Origin of the sequence: Hymenobacter aquaticus (genome assembly GCF_004765605.1) — a bacterium.
In the GTDB taxonomy this organism is placed as follows: domain Bacteria; phylum Bacteroidota; class Bacteroidia; order Cytophagales; family Hymenobacteraceae; genus Hymenobacter; species Hymenobacter aquaticus.
Genome location: NZ_SRLC01000001.1, coordinates 771,213 through 791,441 on the forward strand (window position 1 = coordinate 771,213; position 20,229 = coordinate 791,441).

Consider the following 20,229-nt stretch of genomic DNA (forward strand, 5'->3'; position numbering starts at 1 on the left):
CACGGAAGGATAGTAGCAGCGGGTAGTGAACCGACGAGGTTTGCTACCCGTTGTTTGCTTTGGTACCTTCGCCGGGTATGATTAATGACCGTTACACGTTTGCAAGCTCACCCGACCTGTTGACGTTTGAGTTTGACAGCGTCGGCCCCAAAGGCACGGTCACGAAAGTCGTGCAGTACACCGAAATCAACGTCAAGGGCTTCTACAACCTCGGTTTCGGCGACAAAGAGCCCGAGTCCGGCTACATCAGCGACCTGAGCGTCACCAACAACGGCGACAGTCAGAAAGTCCTGGCTACCGTGGCCCGCACCCTGTACTTGTTTATGGAACGCCACCCCGACGCCATCGTGTTAGCCACTGGCAGTACGCAGGCCCGCACCCGCCTGTACCGTATGGGCATCACCAACAATCTGACGGCTATTGAGCAGGATTTTGACGTACTTGGTCTGACGGACGCCGATTGGGAGCCGTTTCGCAAAAACGTCACGTACCACGCCTTTTCCGTGCGTCGAAAGCCGCAACAGTAACTACAGCCATGAAAAAGACCCCGAAAGCCAAGCCCGCCAAAAAGCAGCCGGAGGTGGAATACACCATCAATCCGGAGTTGGCTGGCAAATACGACAACCAGCCCTTGTTTCAGGACAAGGTGAACCGCGCTAACTACATCCTGAAAACGGTCGGCATTCCGAAGTTTTCGTGATTGACATAGCTTTGTTCAGCATGCAACAGCGGAAAGTAAATCGTGGAGGTTTGCTGCCCGCTGTTTGTATTTTGGTGATGGACGCGCGTTTCTTGTATTAAAAATAAGCTATGGATAAAGTGCTACTTGCAGTATTGGTGCTAATCATTTCAATGAGTGCTTTTGCGCAAGACGTGGAAATAACTTGCGAAGGTAAGGTTATAAGATGCGAGAATGGTAATAAAGATCATTTTGATATGGTTAATGATTGTCCATATGAAGAAGTTGATACTACAAAACTTCCGCAGAAAGTGTTGATTAACGCTAAAGCTTATTTGATCAAGAGAGTTGGTGTTAGCTTTTACAGGCAGAAGTTAAATTACTATCAAAGCCAAATTGTCGACTTTGCTCGATTCGACGAAATCAAAAAACAGAAAGGCTGGATAGACGAGAAGAGTGACAAGCGGGTCAAATATGCCATTCAATACTATTTTGTAGTTGAAGGTGATATGAAATATTATATATCAATAGTGTTTGATGAAAAAGGAAATATAATATCAAAGGATCAGCTGCCTGCTAAAGCGCGGAATAATAATTTTGATAGAATGATAAGCGTTTGTGATGCAAAGAAAATAGCGGAATCAGATGAATTGTTCAGTGGAAAACTTGAAGGTATTTCACTTGAATACTATCTTAAGCAGAATGCTTTGTGCTGGAGGGCGGAAAAGCCCTCTGTCAAAGGCAGTAAATCATTTGAAAGAATGCATAGATTTATTTGGATAGATGCGAATACGGGTCAAATAGTAAAGCGTGAGTCAGAAGCGTGGCGTAGCGCACACTATTAGCCTGTAGTACGGTGCTGCCCCCACCATGCCCAAATCCTAAAGCTTTATGCTAAGATCGTAGAATGTTGGCACGGGAAAAATGGTGAACTAGTGGACGCCAAAAGTGCCTAGCACCGCCCCGTGGCGCCGGCCCGTGTAGCGGCCGGCTTCCCCGCTGCTGTCGTAGCGGGGGCGCGGGGTGCGGCTGCCCGTCCCGATGAACCTGCGCATTGTACTTTCTTCGCTTCTCACCGCCCTGCTGCTGACGGCCTTCCGCGCCGACCAGCCCGCCCCCGTGCAGCTGCTGCGCCTGCGCTGCGAGCTGCTCACCAACCCCGAAGGCATCGACGCCACCGCCCCGCGCCTGAGCTGGGAGCTGAGCGGCCCGGCCCGCGGCCTGGAGCAAACCGCCTACCAAGTGCTGGTGGCTTCCACCCCCGAAAAGCTGGCCGCCGACGAGGGCGACCTGTGGAACTCCGGCCAGGTCAGCTCGGCCCAATCGGTGCACGTGGCCTACGCCGGCACCCCGCTGCGCAGCCGCACCCTTTGTTACTGGAAGGTGCGTACCTGGACCACTCAGGGCCCCTCGGCCTGGAGCGCGCCCGCCCGCTGGAGCATGGGCCTGCTCAACTACCTCGACTGGAAAGGCCGCTGGATCGGCTTCGACCGCGCCTTTCCCGGCGACGACGAAACCACCCACGCCCGTCTCTCGGCCCGCTACTTCCGCAAGGAGTTCAAGGCCGACAAGCCCATCCGCCAGGCCACGGCCTACATCATCGGGCTGGGGCTGTACGAGCTGTACCTGAACGGGCAGCGGGTAGGGGAGCAGGTGCTGGCCCCCGGCCCCACCGACTACGGCCAGGGCGTGAAGTACAATGCCTACGACGTGACCGGCCTGCTCAAAGCCGGCCCCAACGCGGTGGGTGTGACCCTGGGTAACGGCCGCTTCTACGCCATGCGCCAGAATTACAAGCCCTACAAAATTAAGACCTTCGGCTACCCCAAGCTGCTCATGCAGATCGAGGTGACCTACGCCGACGGCACGCGCGACATCGTCAAGACCGACGACACCTGGCAGGGCACCGCCGACGGCCCCATCCGCACCAACAACGAGTACGACGGCGAAGAGTACGACGCCACCCGGGAAATGCCCGGCTGGGCCACCGCCGGCTTCGACGCGAAGAAGTGGCTGCCCGCCGAGCTGGTGCAGGAGCCCGGCGGCGCCTACGAGGCGCAGATGAACGAGAACATGAAGGTGATGGAAACCCTGAAACCGGTATCCATCAAGCCCCTCAACGGCGGCAAGTACATCCTCGACATGGGCCAGAACCTGGCCGGCTGGCTGCGCCTACGCGTGCAGGGCAAGGCCGGCGACCAGGTGACGCTGCGCTTCGCCGAAACCCTGCAGCCCAGCGGCGAGCTGTACGTGCGCAACCTGCGCGACGCCCGCGCGACCGACGTGTACACCTTAAAAGGCGGCGCCCGCGAAACCTGGGAGCCCCGCTTCGTTTACCACGGCTTCCGCTACGTGGAAATCAGCGGCTGGCCCGCCGGCCCGGCGCCCACCCTGGCCGACTTCGACGGCCGCGTGGTGTACGACGATATGGCCACCACCGGCGCGCTGACCACCTCCGACGCCACCATCAACCAGGTGTACCGCAACGCCTACTGGGGCATCCGCAGCAACTACAAGGGCATGCCCATCGACTGCCCGCAGCGCAACGAGCGGCAGCCCTGGCTCGGCGACCGGACCACCGGCGCCTACGGCGAGAGTTTCGTGTTCGACAACTCCCGCCTCTACGCCAAATGGCTGCGCGACATCGAGCAGGCCCAGAAAGCCGACGGCAGCATCCCCGACGTGGCCCCCGCCTTCTGGCGCTACTACGGCGACAACGTAACCTGGCCCGGCACCTACCTCACCGTGGCCGACATGCTCTACCGCCAGTACGGCGACCAGCAGGTGCTGGCCCGCCACTACGATTCCATGCGCCGCTGGCTCGTCTACATGGGCCAGAACTACTCCGAAAACGGCCTCGTCACCAAGGACAAGTACGGCGACTGGTGCGTGCCCCCGGAGTCCAAGGAGCTGATTCATAGCAAGGACCCCGCCCGCAACACCGACGGCGCCCTCATTGCCAGCAGCACCTACTACCACCTGCTGGATTTGATGCTCGGCTTCGCTGGGGTGCTGGGCAAGACCCGCGACGCCGACGAGTACACCCAGCAGATGGCTGCGCTGAAAACGGCCTTCAACCAGAAATTCCTGAACCGGGAAAGCTGCCAGTACTCGAACAATACCGTAACGGCCAACCTGCTGCCCTTGTCCTACGGCCTGGTGCCGCCCGAGGCCGAGGCCAAGGTGTTCCAGAACATCGTCGACAAAGTCATGGTCGACAACCAGGGCCACATCAGCACCGGCGTCATCGGTACGCAGTGGCTGATGCGTGGCCTCACCCAGCACGGCCGCCCCGACGTGGCCCTGCGCCTGGCCTCGAACCGCGACTATCCGAGCTGGGGCTACATGGCCGCCAACGGCGCCACTACCATCTGGGAGCTGTGGAACGGCAACACCGCCGACCCGGCCATGAACTCGCAGAACCACGTGATGCTGCTCGGCGACCTGCTGATCTGGCAGTACGAAAACCTGGCCGGCATCAAATCCGCCCCCGACGCGCCGGGCTTCCAGCGCCTGGAAATGAAGCCCACGCCCACCGCCGGATTGACTTCGGTGCAGGCCTCCTACCAGTCGGTGCGGGGCTTGATCAAGAGCAGCTGGAAGCAGGAGCCAAAGCGCTTTAGCTGGAACCTGACGGTGCCCGGCAACACCAAGGCTGTGGTCTACATCCCGGCCAAGGACGCCGAGAAAGTACAGGAAGGCGGCAAGAAGGCTTCGGCCGCGCCGGGCGTGAAGTTTCTGCGCATGGAAGGGGATAGGGCCGTGTTTGAGGTCGGCTCGGGGAATTATGCTTTCGTGGTGAAGTGAATCTGAATGACTGACATGGAACATCATGCCGAACACAGCCGAAGCATCTCTCCCGCTTCATCTGGCTCCCCCTCTCCTTTTTTGGAGAGGGGGCCGGGGGGTGAGGCGCAACGAAGCGGGAGAGATGCTTCGACAAGCTCAGCATGACAGAAAAGACAATCTAAAAAGCCGCGAATAGGCTTACTGACGAACGAACAATGTCGAAAACAAACACCTACCGAACCGGCCTGCTGGCTTTGATGCTGACCTGCATTTCGGGCAGCGGCTGCGTCAGCGCGTCCAGTGCGTCGGTGCCAGGCGGTGCGCAAACTGTTGCGGCCGGCACTTTGCAGCCCGCGCCGGCCCCGGCGAAATGGTCGGCGCGCATGATGAACTCGGTGCTGAAGCGCAGCCCGTGGATGGCCGACCCGGCGCAGAAAGACACCTGGGGCTACACCCAGGGGCTGATTATATACGCCCTGGAGCAGGTGTGGCGCAAAACCAACGACCCGCAGTACCTGGCCTACATTCAGCGCTACGGCGACAAGATGATTGACGCCCAGGGCCAGATCAAAACCTACAAGCCCGAGGATCTGAGCCTCGACAACATCAACTCGGGCAAGGTCTTATTTAACCTCTATGCCCGCACCAAGGACGAGAAGTACCGCAAGGCCCTAACCCAGCTGCGCGAGCAACTGCGCAAGCAGCCCCGCACGAGTGCGGGCGGCTACTGGCACAAGCTCAAGTACCCCCAACAAATGTGGCTCGACGGGGCCTACATGGCCAGCCCGTTTCTGGCCCAATATGCCGCTACCTTCCACGAGCCCGCCGCTTTCGGTGAAGTCGCCAACCAGCTGATCTTGCTGGAAAAGCACCTGCGCGACCCTAAAACCGGCCTGCTCTACCACGGCTACGACGAAAGCCGGCAGCAGAAGTGGGCCAACAAAACCACCGGCGCCTCGCCCAACGTCTGGGGCCGGGCTATGGGCTGGTACGGCATGGCCCTCGTGGACGTGCTCGACTACTTCCCCGCCCAGCACCCGCAGCGCCCCGAGCTGCTCCGGATTCTGGACCGCCTGGCCGTAGCCGTGGTGAAATATCAGGACCCCAAATCCGGCCTTTGGTACCAAGTAATGGACCAGCCTACGCAGCCCGGCAACTACCTGGAAGCTTCGGCGTCGAGCATGTTTGTGTACACGCTGGCCAAGGGCGCTAACCGCGGCTATCTGCCCAAAACCTACCGCCGCGCGGCCGAAAAAGGCTACGCCGGCATCACCGGGCAGCTGGTGGAGGTGAAGCCCGACGGGGAAGTCAACCTGCTGCAAGTGTGCGAAGTAGCTGGCCTGAGCGCCGACCGGGACGGCAGCTTCGAGTATTACATCAAGGAGCCGATTCGGGTAAACGACCCCAAAGGCACCGGTCCCTTCATTCTGGCTAGCCTGGAGCTGAACCAGTAGCGACGACCCAAAACGAACATGAGCAAACTCCTTCCCATCCTGCTTTTCGGCCTGCTAACCGCCGGCTGCTCCGTGGCCCAGACCCCGCCCGCAACTGCCCGGAAAAACCCCTGGCAGCGCGCTGTTATCGTGGATGAGTTCATCCAGGAGAAGATGCCCTTCCCGGAAAGCCACGCCGCCACCCTGGCCGAGACGCCGCAGGGCCTGGTGGCCTCCTGGTTTGGCGGCACCAAGGAGCGCAACCCGGACGTGGGCATCTGGGTGAGCCGGCAGGAAAACGGCCGGTGGACCGCCCCGGTGGAAGTGGCCAACGGCGTGCAGAGCGAAACCCTGCGCTACCCCACCTGGAACCCGGTGCTCTACCAGGTGCCCGGCGGCGAGCTGCTGCTCTTCTACAAGATCGGGCCGAAGCCCTCGGACTGGAAGGGCTACCTGCGCACATCCAAGGACCACGGCCGGACCTGGTCGGCGGCCCGGGCGCTGCCGGAGGGCTACATCGGGCCGGTCAAGAACAAGCCGGTGCTGCTCGCGAACGGCACCCTGCTGAGCCCCACCAGCACCGAGGGCAGCGGCGGCTGGCGCGTGCACCTGGAAGCCACGAAGGACAACGGGCAGACGTGGAAGATGATTGGCCCGATTGAAAATGGCCCCACCCAGGGCGCCATTCAGCCCAGCATCCTCACCCACAAGGACGGCCGCCTGCAGCTGCTCTGCCGCAGCCGCGACCGGGCCCTGCTGGAGTCGTGGTCCTCAGACCAAGGCCAGACCTGGACGCCGCTGGCCAAGACTTCGCTGCCCAACAACAACTCCGGCACCGACGCGGTGACCCTGCAGGACGGCCGCCAGCTGCTGGTGTACAACCACGTCTTGCCGCCCGGCACCCTGGCCAAGGGCCCGCGCACCCCGCTGAACGTGGCCGTGTCGAAGGACGGCAAGGAGTGGTACGCGGCGGCCATCCTGGAAGACTCGCCCATCAGCCAGTATTCGTACCCCTCGGTGATTCAGACCAGGGACGGCAAGGTGCATTTTGTCTACACCTGGCGCCGCCAGAGCATTAAGCACGCCGTCATTGACCTGAAAAAGCTCAAGCTGGTCAAGATTGAAAACGGCCAGTGGCCGGCCCTGAAGGGCTACACGGCCCCAATGGGCACGGCGGAAATTACCAAGGATTAGACCCCACCCCCCGGCCCCCTCCCCTCCGGGAGAGGGGGTGCCAGACGACAAAAAAACATGGTTACGCTTTTTATATTCAAGTCTGAAAACGCTCGCGCCGCCGTGGCTCCCCCTCTCCCGGAGGGGAGGGGGCCGGGGGGTGGGGTCCTCCACAAACTCCGCCTCCTCACCATCGGCCTACTGCTGACCGCCGCCGGCGCCGCCCGGGCCCAGACCGCCGACGAGCAGTACCGGGAGCCGCTGCAACAGGTGCTCGACGAGATTCAACAGCGCTACGGGGTGAAAATCCGGCCCGACGCGGCGCTGGTGAAGGACCGGTACGTGACCTATGCCCAGTGGCGCTTCCGCCCCGACGTGGACGAGACGCTGCGCAACGTACTGGCGGCGCTAGACTTGCAGGCCGCCAAAACCGGCGACAAAACCTACAAAATCAAGACCTACCAGTATCACCTCAAAACGCCGGAGGAAGGCGCCGCGCAGCTCCGGGAGCTGGCCGCCCGCTACCACGACCAGGCCAGCTGGGAGCAGCGTAAAGCTGAATTGCGCGGCTGCATGTGGTCGGCGCTGCGGCTGGCGCCGATGCCGGCCAAGCCCGCCAGCAAGCCAATCGTGACCAACAAACGGGAGTACGACGGGTACTCGGTGGAAAACGTGGCCCTGGAAACGCTGCCGGGCGTGTACGTCACCGGCTCCTTGTACCGGCCGCTGAAGCCCAAGGGCAAAATTCCGGTCATCATCAGTCCCGACGGCCACTTCGGCGACGGGCGCTACCGGGCCGACGCCCAGAAGCGCTGCGCCACGCTGGCCCGCATGGGCGCCATGGTCTACAGTTACGATTTGTTCGCCTGGGGTGAATCGACCCTGCAGTTTAAGCCCGAAGACCACCGCCGCAGCCTGGCCATGACGGTGCAGGCCCTGAACGGCCTGCGGGCCCTGGACTTCCTGCTCGCCCAGAAAAACGCTGATAAAGACCGCGTGGCCGTAACCGGCGGCTCGGGCGGCGGCAGCCAGACCATGCTGCTCACCGCCCTCGATGACCGCATCAAGGTGAGCGTGCCGGTGGTGATGTTATCGACTTACCATAGTGGTGGTTGTCCGTGCGAAAGCGGCATGCCGGTACACCTCTGCGGGGGCGGCACCAACAACGCCGAGCTGGCCGCCATGGCCGCCCCGCGCCCGATGCTGGCCATTACCGACGGCGGCGACTGGACTGCCCAGACGCCCGACGTAGCCATGCCCTACCTCAAGAACATCTACGGCTACTACGGCCAGCCCGAGCGGGTGCAGAATGCCCACTTCCCCAAAGAAGGCCACGACTACGGCGCCTCCAAACGGCAGGCCATGTACGCGTTTATGGCCCAGCACCTGGGCCTGAACCTGCGCATGGCCCAGGACGCCGCTGGCCAGATGGACGAGTCGAAGGTGACGGTGGAAAAGCAGGAGCAGCAACTGGTGTTCGGCCCGAAAGGGGAGGGGCTGCCGGCTACTGCCATCCACAGTTTCGAGGCCCTGCAGGCGCTGTTCAACCAGACGGCCGCGCAGGGCAATTAGCGCCGCGTGTGCGTAGCGCTGACTCTGTAGTCGGCGCTGCGGCGGAACGCCGCAATGCGGAACCGCGCATTGCGTGCCTTGCCCCATCAGCACAACAGCATTGCCCTATCCAGCCAGCAACGACCCAGAACCACCTTGGCGCCTTCCGCGCCAGCGCCGACTACAAAGTCAGCGCTACTCTCAGAACCGCTTGATGACCCGTTCGATTTCCGCCAGCCTCTTTCTCGCCGTCAGTCTGCTAAGTACCTCAGCCGTTGCCGCCGACATCTGGGTGGCCCCCACGGGCTCCGACCGCAACCCCGGCACCGCCGCCCAGCCGCTGGCCACGCTGAACATGGCCCTGCGCCAGGCCCGCGACCTGCGCCGCCTCCGCGATGCTTCGGTGCAGAACGGTGTACACATCTGGGTCAAAGGCGGGGAGTACCGGCTGCAGGAGCCCTGGCTGTTCCGGCCCGAAGACGCCGGCACCGCTACGAGCCCGACCATCATCGAAGCCGCGCCCGGGGAGCAGCCAGTGCTCAGCGGCGGCGTGGCGGTGACTGGCTGGAAAAAGGCGGCGGCCGCCGTACCGGGCCTGCCCAAAGCCGCCCAGGGCCAGGTGTGGGTAGCCGATGCGCCGCTGCTGGCCGGCCGCGCCTTCGATTTCCGGCAGCTGTGGGTGAACGGCCACAAGGCCGTCCGCGCCCGCACGGCCACCGACGACAACCTGCCCCGCCTGCTGCGCTGGGACACCGACAAGCGCGAAGCCTGGATTCCGGCCGCCGCGCTGAGCGGCGTGACGCGGGCCGGGCAGCTGGAAATGGTGCTGCACCAGATGTGGGCCGTGAACGTGCTGCGCGTCAAGTCGGTGACGGTGCAGGGCCCGGAAGCCCGCGTGACCTTCCAGGAGCCCGAAAGCCGGGTGCAATTTGAGCACCCCTGGCCCCGGCCCATCATCAACGGCAAAAACGGCAGCTCGGCCTTTTACCTGACCAATGCCCTGGAGCTGCTTGATCAGCCCGGCGAGTGGTACTACGACCAGCCGCGGCGGCAGGTGCTCTACTGGCCCCGCCCTGGCGAAACGATGAGCAGCGTCCAGGTGACCGTGCCTGCGCTGGAAACCCTGGTGCAGGTAGCCGGCTCGCTCGACGCGCCGGTGAGCCACCTGCAGTTCAAAGGCCTGACTTTCGCCCACACCACCTGGCTGCGCCCCGGGCAGCAGGGCCACGTGCCGCTGCAAGCCGGCATGTACCTGCTCGACGGCTACTCCCTGGCCAAGCCCGGCACCCCCGACAAAGCCGGCCTCGAAAACCAGGCCTGGATTGGCCGTCCGCCCGGTGCCGTGCAGCTCACAGGGGCCGACCACACCCGCTTCGAACGTTGCCGCTTCGAGCACCTCGGCGCCGCCGGCCTCGACTACCAGCAGGGCACCCACGATGATGCCATCGTCGGCTGCGTGTTCCGGGACGTGGCCGTGAACGGGCTGCAGCTGGGCAAGTTTTCCGACCCCGGCATCGAAACCCACCTGCCTTATAATCCTAAGGACGAGCGGGAAATCTGCGCCTCGGAGCTAGTGGAAAACAACCTCTTCACCGACTGCGGCAACGAGGACTGGGGCGCCGTGGGCATTGCGGCCGGCTACGTGCGCCAGACTACCATCCGCCACAACGAAATCAGCCAGGTGCCCTACACCGGCATCAGCCTGGGCTGGGGCTGGACGAAATCGGCCAACGCCATGCAGGGCAACCGCGTGCAGGCCAACTACATCCACCACTACGCCCAGCACACCTACGACGTGGCCGGCGTGTACACCCTCTCGGCCCAGCCCGGTACCGTCGTCAGCGAAAACCGCATCGACGAAATCGGCCGCGCCGCCTACGTGCACGACCCCGAGCACTGGTTTTACCTCTACCTCGACGAGGGCTCCTCGGGTATCACGGTGCAGGACAACTGGTGCCCGGCGGAGAAATTCCTGGCCAATGCAAACGGCCCCAACAACGTCTGGAAAAACAACGGCCCGATGGTGCCCGAGGCCATCAAGCAGGCCGCCGGGCTGGAAGCGGCGTTCCGCGACCTGCGCGGCGCGGCGCCGAAAGCGGAGCAGAAAGCCGGCAAGAGTCAATAGTAAAAGAACGTCATGTCGAGCTTGTCGAGACATCTCGCGTGCTGACTTCCGAGAGCAACCCCAACGAGAACAATAGCACCCAACGTCAGCACGCGAGATTCCTCGACTTCGCTCGGAATGACGCCCTGATTTGCAGCCATTAACCTCCCCTGATGCCCCACGCTACCCTGAAACGCTTTACCGTCGCCGCTGCCGCGCTGCTGGCCCTATTCGCCGCCGAAACCGCCCAGGCCCAGCAGGCCAGCAAGGCCACCTGGATCTGGTACCCCGGCGACTACGAAATCTGGCTCAGCAACCAGATGCAGAACCGCCGTACCGAGCGCGGCTCCTTCTTCCCGCCCTTCTGGCGCCTCGACAGCCACTACCCGCTCATCGACTTCCACCAGGACTTCGACCTGAAGGAGGCCGAAGAAGTGGAGCTGCGCGCCGAGGGCCAGTACAACGTGAAGCTCGACGGCAAGCTGATAACCGGCTACCCCACGCGCCTGACGGTGCCCGCCGGCAAGCACCGGCTCAACATCAAGGTCTACAACCAGCAGCACGTGCCGGCGGTGTTCGTGCGGGGTAAAACCATCGGCACGGACGGCCGCTGGCTGGTGACCTACGAGGACAAGGAGTGGATTGACGCCTCGGGCAAGGTGTCGGACCAGTCGGGCACCACCTGGCTGACGGCCGGCAGCTGGAACTTCAACGAGGCCCAGGCGCTGCCCTCGGCCTTTAAGCTGAAAACCGAGCCGCGGCGGGCCGCCAAGGTCACGCGCAACGCCGACGGCAGTATGCTGGTGGATTTCGGGCGCGAGACGTTCGGCTACGTGCGCCTGCACGGGCTGCAGGGGCAGGGACCGACCACGCTGTACTTCGGCGAATCCAAGGAGGAGGCGCTGAGCGTGGCGGGCTGCGAGACGCTGGAGCGGCTGGAGGTGAACCAGCCGCAGAAGGCCGACAAGCTGACTTCGCTGACCAAGGCCTTCCGCTTCGTGAACATCCGGCCGGAAAAGGGCGTGACCCTGGATTCGGTGTCGATGCTCTACGAGTACGCGCCGCTGACGGAGCGGGGCCGCTTCCGGTGCTCGGATGAGCAGCTGAACAAGATCTGGGACGTGGCCGCCTACACCATGCAGCTCACGAGCCGGGAGTTTTTCATCGACGGCATCAAGCGGGACCGGTGGGTGTGGTCGGGCGACGCCTACCAGAGCTACCTGATGAACTACTACCTGTACTTCGACACGCCGACGGTGAACCGCACCACCTTCGCCCTGCGCGGCAAGGACCCGGTGACCAGCCACGTGAATACCATCATGGACTACACCTTCTACTGGTTTATCGGCATCTACGACGCCTACCAGTACTCGGGCGACAAAACCGTGGTGCAGCAGCTCTACCCGCGCATGCAGAGCCTGATGGACTACTGCCTGAGCCGGCGCAACCAGGATGGCTACATGGAAGGCCTGGCCGGCGACTGGGTGTTTATCGACTGGGCCGACGGGCTGAGCAAGAAGGGCGAAGTCAGCTTCGAGCAGCTGCTGCTGTGCCGCAGCCTGGAAAGCATGGCCCTGTGTGCGGGCCTCGTGAACGACCAGACCGGCGCCCGGAAGTACCAGCAGCTGGCCGCCGACCTCAAGGCCAAAATCTTCGCCACCTACTGGAGCCCCGCGAAAGGCGCGCTGGTGCACAGCCGCGTGAACGGGCAGCCCACCGACAACGTGACGCGTTACGCCAACATGTTCGCCATCTTCTTTGACTACCTAAGTCAGGAGCAGGAGCAGCAGGTGAAAAAATCGGTGCTGCTGAACCCGCAGGTGCCCAAAATCACCACGCCCTACATGCGCTTCTACGAGTTGGAAGCCCTCTGCGCCCTGGGTGAGCAGCCCTACGTGCTCCAGGAAATGAAGAGCTACTGGGGCGGGATGCTCAACGAAGGTGCCACCGCCTTCTGGGAAGAATACGACCCCACGAAGAAAGGCACCGAGCACCTGTCGATGTACGGCCGGCCCTTCGGCAAAAGCCTCTGCCACGCCTGGGGCGCCAGCCCGATCTACCTGCTGGGCAAGTACTACCTGGGCGTCAGGCCCCTCTCGGCCGGCTACGCCACCTACGAAGTCGTGCCCAACCTCGGCGGCCTGCAGTGGATGGAAGGCAGCGTGCCCACGCCCCAGGGCGACATCACCGTGCGCGCTACTGCCAGGGAGCTGAAAGTGAAAGGCGCCAGCGGCACCGGCGTTTTACGCTTCAAAAGCAAGAGCAAACCCAGCGTCAAAGGTGCCAAAATCGAAGCTAAGGGTGGCGGGCAATACGAGCTGCAGCTCCAGCCCGGCCGCGAATACGTGGTGCACTATCAGGCCAGTTAAGATAGTTGCGGCATTCCTGTCTGATAGGTGCAGGACGTGCGTCCCGCCGTTGTTACTCAACAAGTTAACAGGTATTGCTGCGTTGCTGAAGTATTCTATATTTGAATATCAGTGCAAAATATTCGCGCAAAAACAATCAGATGCTATGAAGAGAGTAGCAAAGACAACTCTGTAATACGATGAGAAACAGCACATCTGCTTTGTTTCTGGGCCTTTGCGCCGTGCTTACCGGCGCTTGCTCTACCCACCGTACCGACCAGCAGCCCGCGTCCGCCGGGGAGCTGAGTATCGAGGCGTTTGCGGAATCAGACAAGTATAACCGGGCATTGGATAAGCTGGCGGAACTCAATGCCGCTTCCGATAAAAGCGGTCTGACGGCTTTAACGCTGGGTAGCCCCGATGCCCACACCTGGGAAAAGCTCGATGCGTACTACCAGCAGGCCGACGCGCTTCCTTACCCGGCGGATATTAGGAAGGCCCTGAAGGAAAAAGCTATTTTCGGCCTGGTGGAAGTCCAGCACTTCTTAAGCATTGCTCCGCTGGAAAAGCGCACGTACTATGCCGAGCAATTCTTCGCCCAGCCCTATGTTGAACCCAAGCTCGCCATTGCCTTCCTGGAAAATCTGCGCAACCAGTGGCCGGCCGAAAAGCTGGCGGCGGCCAAAGCCAAAACCAGCCGGCAGCTGCAAGCCAGCCTGGCCCGGACAACCAAAAAGCTGCCTGGCAACCTGATTTTGCCCGACACCAAGGAAATGAAGAAGACATTGGCAGTGGTGCAGCAGGAGCAACAAAAAAGGGCCCGGCAGCTGACCGCGCTACAATCGAAGCTCGAAACCCTGTAGCCAAATAGGCGCTACCCGACTAAAGCCCAAGCCCCGCCCCGATGAGGCGGGGCTTGGGCTTTCAGCCAACCAGGTTGTTGGGATGGTTGCTACGGCAGTACCACATCGGCCCGGCGCGACTCCGGCGTTACTTTCAACTCGGTGACTTTGCCATCCTTCACGGTGCATTCCACGGTGGTCTGGTAGGGCGCGTGGAGCTTGAAATGCACGTCCCACTGCTTGGGCCAGGCGGGCAGCAGCAGGATTTTGCGGTCATCAACTTGGAGCAGCATTTCCTGCAGCCCGATCATGCCCGCGCCGCCCCAGTTGTGGTCGGGCGCCCAGTCGTAGCCGGGGCCCCAGAAGGCGGGGAAGCGGCGGCCCGAGTCCTGCAGCTTCTGCACGGTGAGCAGGGCGGCTTCGTCGGTGAGGCCGAGGCGGGCGGCGAAAATGTTGTGCTGCTTCCAGCCCACGTGGCTGCGGAATTTCTGCACGTCCGGATCGAATCGGTAGGTATTCCGGGCCACGTCCAGGTCGGGCCGGCCGAGGCCGTACTGGCCCCAGGGAAACACCGGGTAGAGCTGCGGGCTTTCCACGTTGTTGACCCGCTCCCAGCTTTTAGCGGGTGAAATCAGCCGGTGCCCGTCGATTTCGCGGAAGCTCAGGGCCGGGATGCGGCCGAGCATGGCCGTCCAGGTTTGGCGCTGCTCCGCGGTGCCCACCTGCGGCGGCAGGGCCAGCAGGCGGGTCAGCACGGTGCGCAGGCCGGCCACGGTGGCGGTGGAGTTGTAGGCCATCTTGTAGGTCTCGGCGCCCGAGCCGGGGTAGAGTACCAGGTGGCCTTCGCCGTCGAGGGCCTTGGCGCCGCGCTGCCGGGCCAGCTGCTGGTAGTGCTGGTCGAAGAAGGTCAGGCAGCTTTCGATGAAGGGCAGATACGGCTTGATGTCTTGGCCGGCGTACCGCTCGGCGTCGAGCATCATCAGGCAGAACTCCAGCACCGTGTCCCACTCGTATTCCAGCCAGGCGTTGTACTCCAGACCCCGGTCGAAGCCGGCGGGGCGCTTCCAGCCGTACTCGGCGGGGTTGGGCAGGCCGAAGTTTTCGAGCTGCTCAGTAAAGCAGGCACCGGGGTGCTGCCAGTAGGTCTGGCTGCGCAGCTCGGCGTTTTTCAGCAGGCGCAGGTAGAAGTCGAACTGCGGCTTCAGCAGCTGCGCGTCGCCGCTTTTGAGCAGGGGCCAGTACACCAAGCGCTGGTTTTGGGCCGTGTGGGTGCCGCCGCCCCAGTTGCGAAAATCGGGGGTGAATTTGAGCGTGCTGTCGGTCAGCGCCGGGTCGTAGGTGAAGAGGCCGCCGTTGAACTTGGTCGGCCACTGGCCCTGGGCGTTGCAGCCGAGCATGTAGCGCATCAGCTGGTAGTTGCGGCCGGCTTGCCACTCAGGGGCGTTTTCGGCGGCTTTCGTGGGCTGAATGTGGATAAAGCTGCGCTGCCAGAAGCTGCGCCACCAGGCCAGCGTCTGCTGCCTGGCGGCCTTGGGGTTCTGGGCGGCGGCTTGCTGCGTCTGCCGCAGCTCCTGCTGCCACTGCTGGAGGCTGGACGCGTAGCTGGTGTGTAGGGCTAGCGTGAGGGCGTGCTTCCGCGCCGTACCCCGGCTTTTTAGGGCGTAGGCACGAAAGGGCGTGCGTTGGTACGTGCCGTCGGTAGCGCCGGCCGGCTGCATGTTTTCCCCCGTCAGCGCGCCGCCGAAGGTCAGGTTCCGTAGCGGATTGTAGAGCTGCGCCTTCACCGCCTCCAGACCTTGCTGGCGCACGGTCACGTCGAACACCGTTTCGGGGCGGTTCTGGTGAAAAAACTCGACCGTTTGTCCGCGGAAGCTGATACTGTCGTGGCGGGTTTTGACTTCGCCCTGCGGGGCCCACTTGTAGGAGTTCTGGTTGTTTTCCTTGCCCTTCAGCACGCGGTCCTGGTGGCGCCAGCTTTCGTAGCGGGCCTCGGCGGCCAGCGGTTTGCTGCTGCTGACTTCGACGTGGATGACGGGGCGGAACACCTCAACCCAGATGTGAACCTGGGCTTTCAGGCCGTTTTTCTCCGCGGTCAGCGTCACGTCGCCCTGCTGCAGGTTCAGCGTTTGTGCGAAGTGGCCGTTGTCGAACGGATTCGGCGTGAGGCGCAGGCGGACGCGGCCGAGCTTGAGCAGGGAGTTGTTTTCGTCGAAGGTGCCGCTGCGGGCGGCGTAGAAGAGCACGTCGCCTTGTTCGCTCCACACGTTCAGGCCCACGTCGCCGCCGCCGCAGGGCATGGATTCGGCGGCGTTGCGGCTGGGGCTGGTCCAGGTGATGTTGTTGCTCGGCAGCTCGGGGCTTTGGGCAGTGGCCGTCAGGCGGAGCAGAATAAATGCCCAGACGTAGGGAGCCCGCAGAGGGCGCAGAAGTTTACGCAGAGGGCGCAGAACGTTCTGCGCCTTCTGCGGCAAACCTCTGCGCCCTCTGCGGGCTAAAAAGTCAGCCCGAGCCCTCATTGCGCCCAATCATCGGTGCGAAACGACGACACCGGCAGGCCCTCGGTGCTGAACAGGGTGGCGCGGGTGAAGTCCTGGAAGGCGTAGCGCACCGCCACCGGCTGCTTCACCTGCTCGGCCGATACCTTCACCACGCTGCCATCGATGCTGGCTTTGGCCGGGTACCACCGCCGGTCGGCCCCGGCTACTTCGAAGCCCGTCAGCGCCTCGCCGAAGGACGTCATGCCGTTGGGCGCGTCGCGGAACCGCACCTGGGCCACGCCGTCCTTCACTTCCAGGGACTCATACGCCGGGCTGACCGCCCCGAAGCCCTTGCGGCCGTAGGTTTTGGCCAGGGCAAGCAGGGCTAGGCGCTGCCCGCCGGGCTCCTTGCGCATGGGGTGGATGCTGGCTTCCTCGCCCACGTCGAGCAGCACGGCCATGGCGGCGTTGGGAATCGTGGTTTCGGCCTTACGTTGGGCGTCACGCAGGAAGGCCGAGTTGTACTTGCCGCCCTTATTATAAGGCGGCAGCTGGGCGTAGTTGTAGGGCGCAATCTGGGCGTAGTAGAACGGAAACTCGCCCTGTTTCCACTCCGCACGCCACTGCTGCACCAGCGCCTGCAAGCGGGCCGGGTACTCGTCCGGGTGCTCGTAGTTGGATTCGCCCTGGTACCACAAGGCCCCGCAGATGCCGTAGCCGACGACCGGGTGCAGCATGCCGTTGTAGAGCGTGGTGGGCGTGCGGTTGACCACCTTGATGGAGTCGGTACGGGGCGGAATGGGCACGCCCGCAAACTGCCGCAGCGTCTCCTCGCTCAGCCAGGCCTCGATGGTGGAGCCCCCGTAGCTGCAGTTGATCAGCCCCACCGGCACGTGCAGCTGCTCCTGCACGAGCCGCCCGAAGTAGTAGGCCGTGGCGCTGAAATTCGCCACCGCCTCGGGCTCGGCCACTTTCCAGCTGAAGGGCTTGCTGTTGTCCTTGGGCGCGGTGCGCGAGTTGCGCGGCACGTTGTAGAGGCGGAGGTTCGGGTTGCTGGAGTGCAGAATAGCCTCGTTGGAGCCCAGAACCGGCTGGCCCTTGAAGCCCTTCATCGGCATTTCCATGTTCGACTGCCCGCCGCACAGCCACACCTCGCCCACCAGTACGTTCTGCAAAGTGACCGGCTTATCGTCGCCGCTGAAGGCCAGGGTGTAGGGCCCGCCGGCCGTGGGCGTTTTCACTTTCAGCTTCCAGCGGCCTTTGTCGTCGGCCTGGGCCTGGTACTTCTGCTTGCCCCACGACGGCGCCACGGTGATGCGGCTGCCCGGCCGGGCCCAGCCCCAGACAGCGCACTCGGCCTGCTGCTGGAAAATCATGTTGTCGGTGAAGATGGACGGCAGGCGCAGCTCGGCCCGCAGCAGCAGCGGGGTGAGCAGGAGGGCGACGGAAAGCAGGAAGGGCTTGGTGTTCATGTAGGCAAGGGAGCTAAGACTAGCTCCCCTCCTCAGATGAGGAGGGGTTGGGGGTGGTTGAAAGGTTAGGGCTAAAATTTAGAATCAAGTCATGTCCGGATGGCGGCTCAACCACCCCCAACCCCACGCCGCTTGATGCGCGGAATCATCTGAGGAGGGGAGCTAATTCTAGCTCTAACTGTGGACGCTACCGGCTCAGCGGAATCCACACTTCCATGTCGGCGTGGCCGCGGTTGCCCCAGGCGTAGTAGGGCACCAGCGTCAGCGGCACGGCGGTGGGCTTGCGCGCGGATACCGGGCGGTAGAGCTGCGTGCCCGTCCACTGCGGCTCGGCGCTGAGCAGGCCCTGGCCGGTTAGGCTCATCACCCGGCTGCCCTCGATGGTCACGGGTTTGGGCGTGAGCTTGGCACCGGCCGGGATGGTGAGGGCCGACAGAGGCTGACCAGCCGGAAAATCCTTGGTTTCGAGGCAGTACACGATGGGGCCGCGCTTCACGGCCACCTGGTTGCGGGTTTCCTCCACCAGCGGATTGGCCTCGACCAATTGCGCCGGCATGGGCAGCATCAGCTCCACTTGGTCGCCGGCTTTCCAGCTGCGGCTGACCTCGGCGTACGTGCCCGGCGTCAAGGCTACCGCCTGCACTTTGCCGTTCACCAGCAGCTTCGCTCCCTCAGCCCAGCCTGGCACGCGCAGAAACACAGAAAATGCCTCGGCCGGGGCCTGCTGCACCGTCAGCTGCACGGCGCCGTCCCAGGGGTAGTTGGTGGTTTGCTTGAGCTTCACCGCCGCGCCGCTCTTGAGCCTGGTGGTCAGGTCGTTGGCGCCGTACAGGTTCAGCCACAGCCCGCGGTCAGACACGCTGTAGGCGTAGTTGCCGACTTCGGCCACCGTGCGCACCACGTTGGGCGGGCAGCAGTTCGAGAGGCTGATGTAGTCCACGCGGTCCTTGCTCCAGCGCTGGTGAAAGGGGAGGGCATCGGAGTAGGCCAGCGGGTTGGTGTAGAGGAACTTCGTGCCGTCGAGACTGATGCCGCTGAGCACGCTGTTGTAGAGGGCGGTTTCCATCACGTCGGCGTACTTGGCCTCGCCGGTGAGCTGGAGCATGCGCCAGTTCCAGAGCACGTTGCCGATGTTGGCGCAGGTTTCGCCGTGGGCGGTGTGGTTGGGCAGCTGGTAGTCGCGGCCGTAGGCCTGGTGGATTTTCTGCACCGTATCGGGCTTGTAGGCCGTCCCGTCGGGCGAGACGCCGTCGTACAACGCCCCGCAGGCCCCGGTCACGTACATTTTGTGCTGGGTCACGTCGTCCCACATCCGGTTGAGCGTAGTCAGTAGCGTGGCGTCGCCGGTTTCGGCGTACACGTCGGCCACCCCGGCGAAGAGGTAGTTGGCGCGCACGGCGTGGCCGCCGGCCTTCTGCATCTGCCGGAAGGGCAGGCGGTCCTGGTTGTCGTCGGTGCCGATGTCGCCGGCCAGCCCGCGGATGTCAATCAGCTGCCGGGCCAGCTCCAGGTAGCGCGCATCCTTGGTGGTGCGGTACATTTCCACCACGCCCATGTAGTGCGAGGGGCAGATGGCGTTACGGGCCAGCTCGGGCGAGGAGCGTTTGTAGAAGGCGTACAGGTAGTCAGTGGCCTTGCGGGCCAGGTCCAGCATCGTGGTCTTGCCCGTGGCGCGGTAGTGCACGCAGGCGGCCGTCATCAGGTGGCCCAGGTTGTAGCTCTCGAAGTTCAGCCGGTTTTGGAACGCGGTGCTCTGGCCGGTATTGAGGGCCGCAATGGTGGCCTGGGTGTTCAGGTAGCCGTCGGCCCGCTGGCACTTGGCAATGACTTGGATAGCCTCGTCCATCATCTGGTCGAGCTTCGGGTCCTTGGTCACTGCGTAGGTCGCCGCCACTGATTCCAGCAGCTTGTAAAAGTCGCCGTCGTGGAACGAGGGGCCCATGTGCGTGCCCTTCTCCAGCCCGGCCGCAATTTCGAAGTTGCGGAACGCGTGGTTGCGCACCGGGTCGTGGTACAGGGCCCACATGGTCGGAATCATCGCCTCGCGGCAGACCTGAAACCGCTCCCCCCAAAAGCCCTGGGGCTGCCACTGCACGCTGCCCATATCCACACCACTGAGCCGGGCGTGCTGGCTGGCGGTGGTGTTGACCAGGGCCTTATCCTGCGCCGCCGCCGGGCGGGCCGCTACGGCCAGGCCGACGAGCAGGGCGGCGACCCTCACCCCCCGGCCCCCTCTCCTTAGATGTCGCGCATCAAGCGAGGGAAGGGGGAGCCAAGATGGGTCGGAAAGCCACGACAAACGCGTACGTCGCGGCGGCGAGGGAAGCAATGGATTGGTTTGGGGACGAATAACAGTCATAG

13 protein-coding genes are annotated in these 20,229 nt (G+C 63.2%); 10 read left to right on the forward strand and 3 right to left on the reverse strand.

Annotated features, from left to right (window positions below; translation table 11 throughout):
• The first annotated feature begins 77 nt into the window (after positions 1-77).
• The 10 genes from E5K00_RS03160 to E5K00_RS03200 all read left to right on the forward strand — a co-directional run bounded on the left by E5K00_RS03160 (position 78) and on the right by E5K00_RS03200 (position 13,940).
• On the forward strand, positions 78-527 hold the full coding sequence (locus E5K00_RS03160; protein WP_210114271.1) for a DUF6934 family protein: 450 nt from the start codon (positions 78-80) through the stop codon (positions 525-527).
• Between the two features lie 8 nt (positions 528-535).
• A complete protein-coding gene (locus tag E5K00_RS22745; protein ID WP_167856734.1) occupies positions 536-700 on the forward strand; it encodes a hypothetical protein in 165 nt (54 codons plus the stop codon).
• A 110-nt stretch (positions 701-810) separates the two neighbouring features.
• The gene (locus E5K00_RS03165) at positions 811-1,524 is read left to right on the forward strand and encodes a hypothetical protein (protein ID WP_135461599.1); all 714 of its coding nucleotides are present in this window, start codon (positions 811-813) and stop codon (positions 1,522-1,524) included.
• Between the two features lie 196 nt (positions 1,525-1,720).
• Positions 1,721-4,486 carry a glycoside hydrolase family 78 protein gene (locus E5K00_RS03170; protein WP_135461601.1) on the forward strand — a complete coding sequence of 922 codons (2,766 nt, stop codon included), beginning with the start codon at positions 1,721-1,723 and terminating at the stop codon, positions 4,484-4,486.
• Between the two features lie 197 nt (positions 4,487-4,683).
• The gene (locus E5K00_RS03175) at positions 4,684-5,922 is read left to right on the forward strand and encodes a glycoside hydrolase family 88/105 protein (protein WP_135461603.1); all 1,239 of its coding nucleotides are present in this window, start codon (positions 4,684-4,686) and stop codon (positions 5,920-5,922) included.
• 18 nt (positions 5,923-5,940) lie between these two features.
• Positions 5,941-7,095: a sialidase family protein gene (locus E5K00_RS03180; RefSeq protein ID WP_135461605.1), complete on the forward strand. Its 1,155-nt coding sequence runs from the start codon at positions 5,941-5,943 to the stop codon at positions 7,093-7,095.
• 102 nt (positions 7,096-7,197) lie between these two features.
• Complete coding sequence (locus E5K00_RS03185; protein ID WP_210114272.1) at positions 7,198-8,646, forward strand: DUF4974 domain-containing protein; 1,449 nt, start codon at positions 7,198-7,200, stop codon at positions 8,644-8,646.
• Positions 8,647-8,839: 193 nt separating this feature from the next.
• On the forward strand, positions 8,840-10,750 hold the full coding sequence (locus tag E5K00_RS03190; RefSeq protein ID WP_135461609.1) for a right-handed parallel beta-helix repeat-containing protein: 1,911 nt from the start codon (positions 8,840-8,842) through the stop codon (positions 10,748-10,750).
• A 152-nt stretch (positions 10,751-10,902) separates the two neighbouring features.
• The gene (locus tag E5K00_RS03195; protein ID WP_135461611.1) at positions 10,903-13,098 is read left to right on the forward strand and encodes an alpha-L-rhamnosidase-related protein; all 2,196 of its coding nucleotides are present in this window, start codon (positions 10,903-10,905) and stop codon (positions 13,096-13,098) included.
• A gap of 179 nt (positions 13,099-13,277) precedes the next feature.
• Positions 13,278-13,940 carry a hypothetical protein gene (locus E5K00_RS03200; RefSeq protein WP_167856735.1) on the forward strand — a complete coding sequence of 221 codons (663 nt, stop codon included), beginning with the start codon at positions 13,278-13,280 and terminating at the stop codon, positions 13,938-13,940.
• An 89-nt stretch (positions 13,941-14,029) separates the two neighbouring features.
• Here the strand turns inward: E5K00_RS03200 and E5K00_RS03205 are convergent, their stop codons facing one another.
• The 3 genes from E5K00_RS03205 to E5K00_RS03215 all read right to left on the reverse strand — a co-directional run bounded on the left by E5K00_RS03205 (position 14,030) and on the right by E5K00_RS03215 (position 20,089).
• The gene (locus tag E5K00_RS03205) at positions 14,030-16,390 is read right to left on the reverse strand and encodes a DUF5703 domain-containing protein (RefSeq protein ID WP_245328198.1); all 2,361 of its coding nucleotides are present in this window, start codon (positions 16,388-16,390) and stop codon (positions 14,030-14,032) included.
• A gap of 41 nt (positions 16,391-16,431) precedes the next feature.
• Complete coding sequence (locus E5K00_RS03210) at positions 16,432-17,868, reverse strand: sialate O-acetylesterase (protein ID WP_135461615.1); 1,437 nt, start codon at positions 17,866-17,868, stop codon at positions 16,432-16,434.
• A gap of 187 nt (positions 17,869-18,055) precedes the next feature.
• The gene (locus E5K00_RS03215) at positions 18,056-20,089 is read right to left on the reverse strand and encodes an aceric acid hydrolase (RefSeq protein ID WP_245328199.1); all 2,034 of its coding nucleotides are present in this window, start codon (positions 20,087-20,089) and stop codon (positions 18,056-18,058) included.
• Positions 20,090-20,229: the final 140 nt, after the last annotated feature.

Coding starts and splice junctions, on each gene's coding strand:
- E5K00_RS03160 (WP_210114271.1), top strand. CDS start 78: ATGATTAATGACCGTTACACGTTTGCAAGCTCACCCGACCTGTTGACG.
- E5K00_RS22745 (WP_167856734.1), top strand. CDS start 536: ATGAAAAAGACCCCGAAAGCCAAGCCCGCCAAAAAGCAGCCGGAGGTG.
- E5K00_RS03165 (WP_135461599.1), top strand. CDS start 811: ATGGATAAAGTGCTACTTGCAGTATTGGTGCTAATCATTTCAATGAGT.
- E5K00_RS03170 (WP_135461601.1), top strand. CDS start 1,721: ATGAACCTGCGCATTGTACTTTCTTCGCTTCTCACCGCCCTGCTGCTG.
- E5K00_RS03175 (WP_135461603.1), top strand. CDS start 4,684: ATGTCGAAAACAAACACCTACCGAACCGGCCTGCTGGCTTTGATGCTG.
- E5K00_RS03180 (WP_135461605.1), top strand. CDS start 5,941: ATGAGCAAACTCCTTCCCATCCTGCTTTTCGGCCTGCTAACCGCCGGC.
- E5K00_RS03190 (WP_135461609.1), top strand. CDS start 8,840: ATGACCCGTTCGATTTCCGCCAGCCTCTTTCTCGCCGTCAGTCTGCTA.
- E5K00_RS03195 (WP_135461611.1), top strand. CDS start 10,903: ATGCCCCACGCTACCCTGAAACGCTTTACCGTCGCCGCTGCCGCGCTG.
- E5K00_RS03200 (WP_167856735.1), top strand. CDS start 13,278: ATGAGAAACAGCACATCTGCTTTGTTTCTGGGCCTTTGCGCCGTGCTT.
- E5K00_RS03210 (WP_135461615.1), bottom strand. CDS start 17,868: ATGAACACCAAGCCCTTCCTGCTTTCCGTCGCCCTCCTGCTCACCCCG.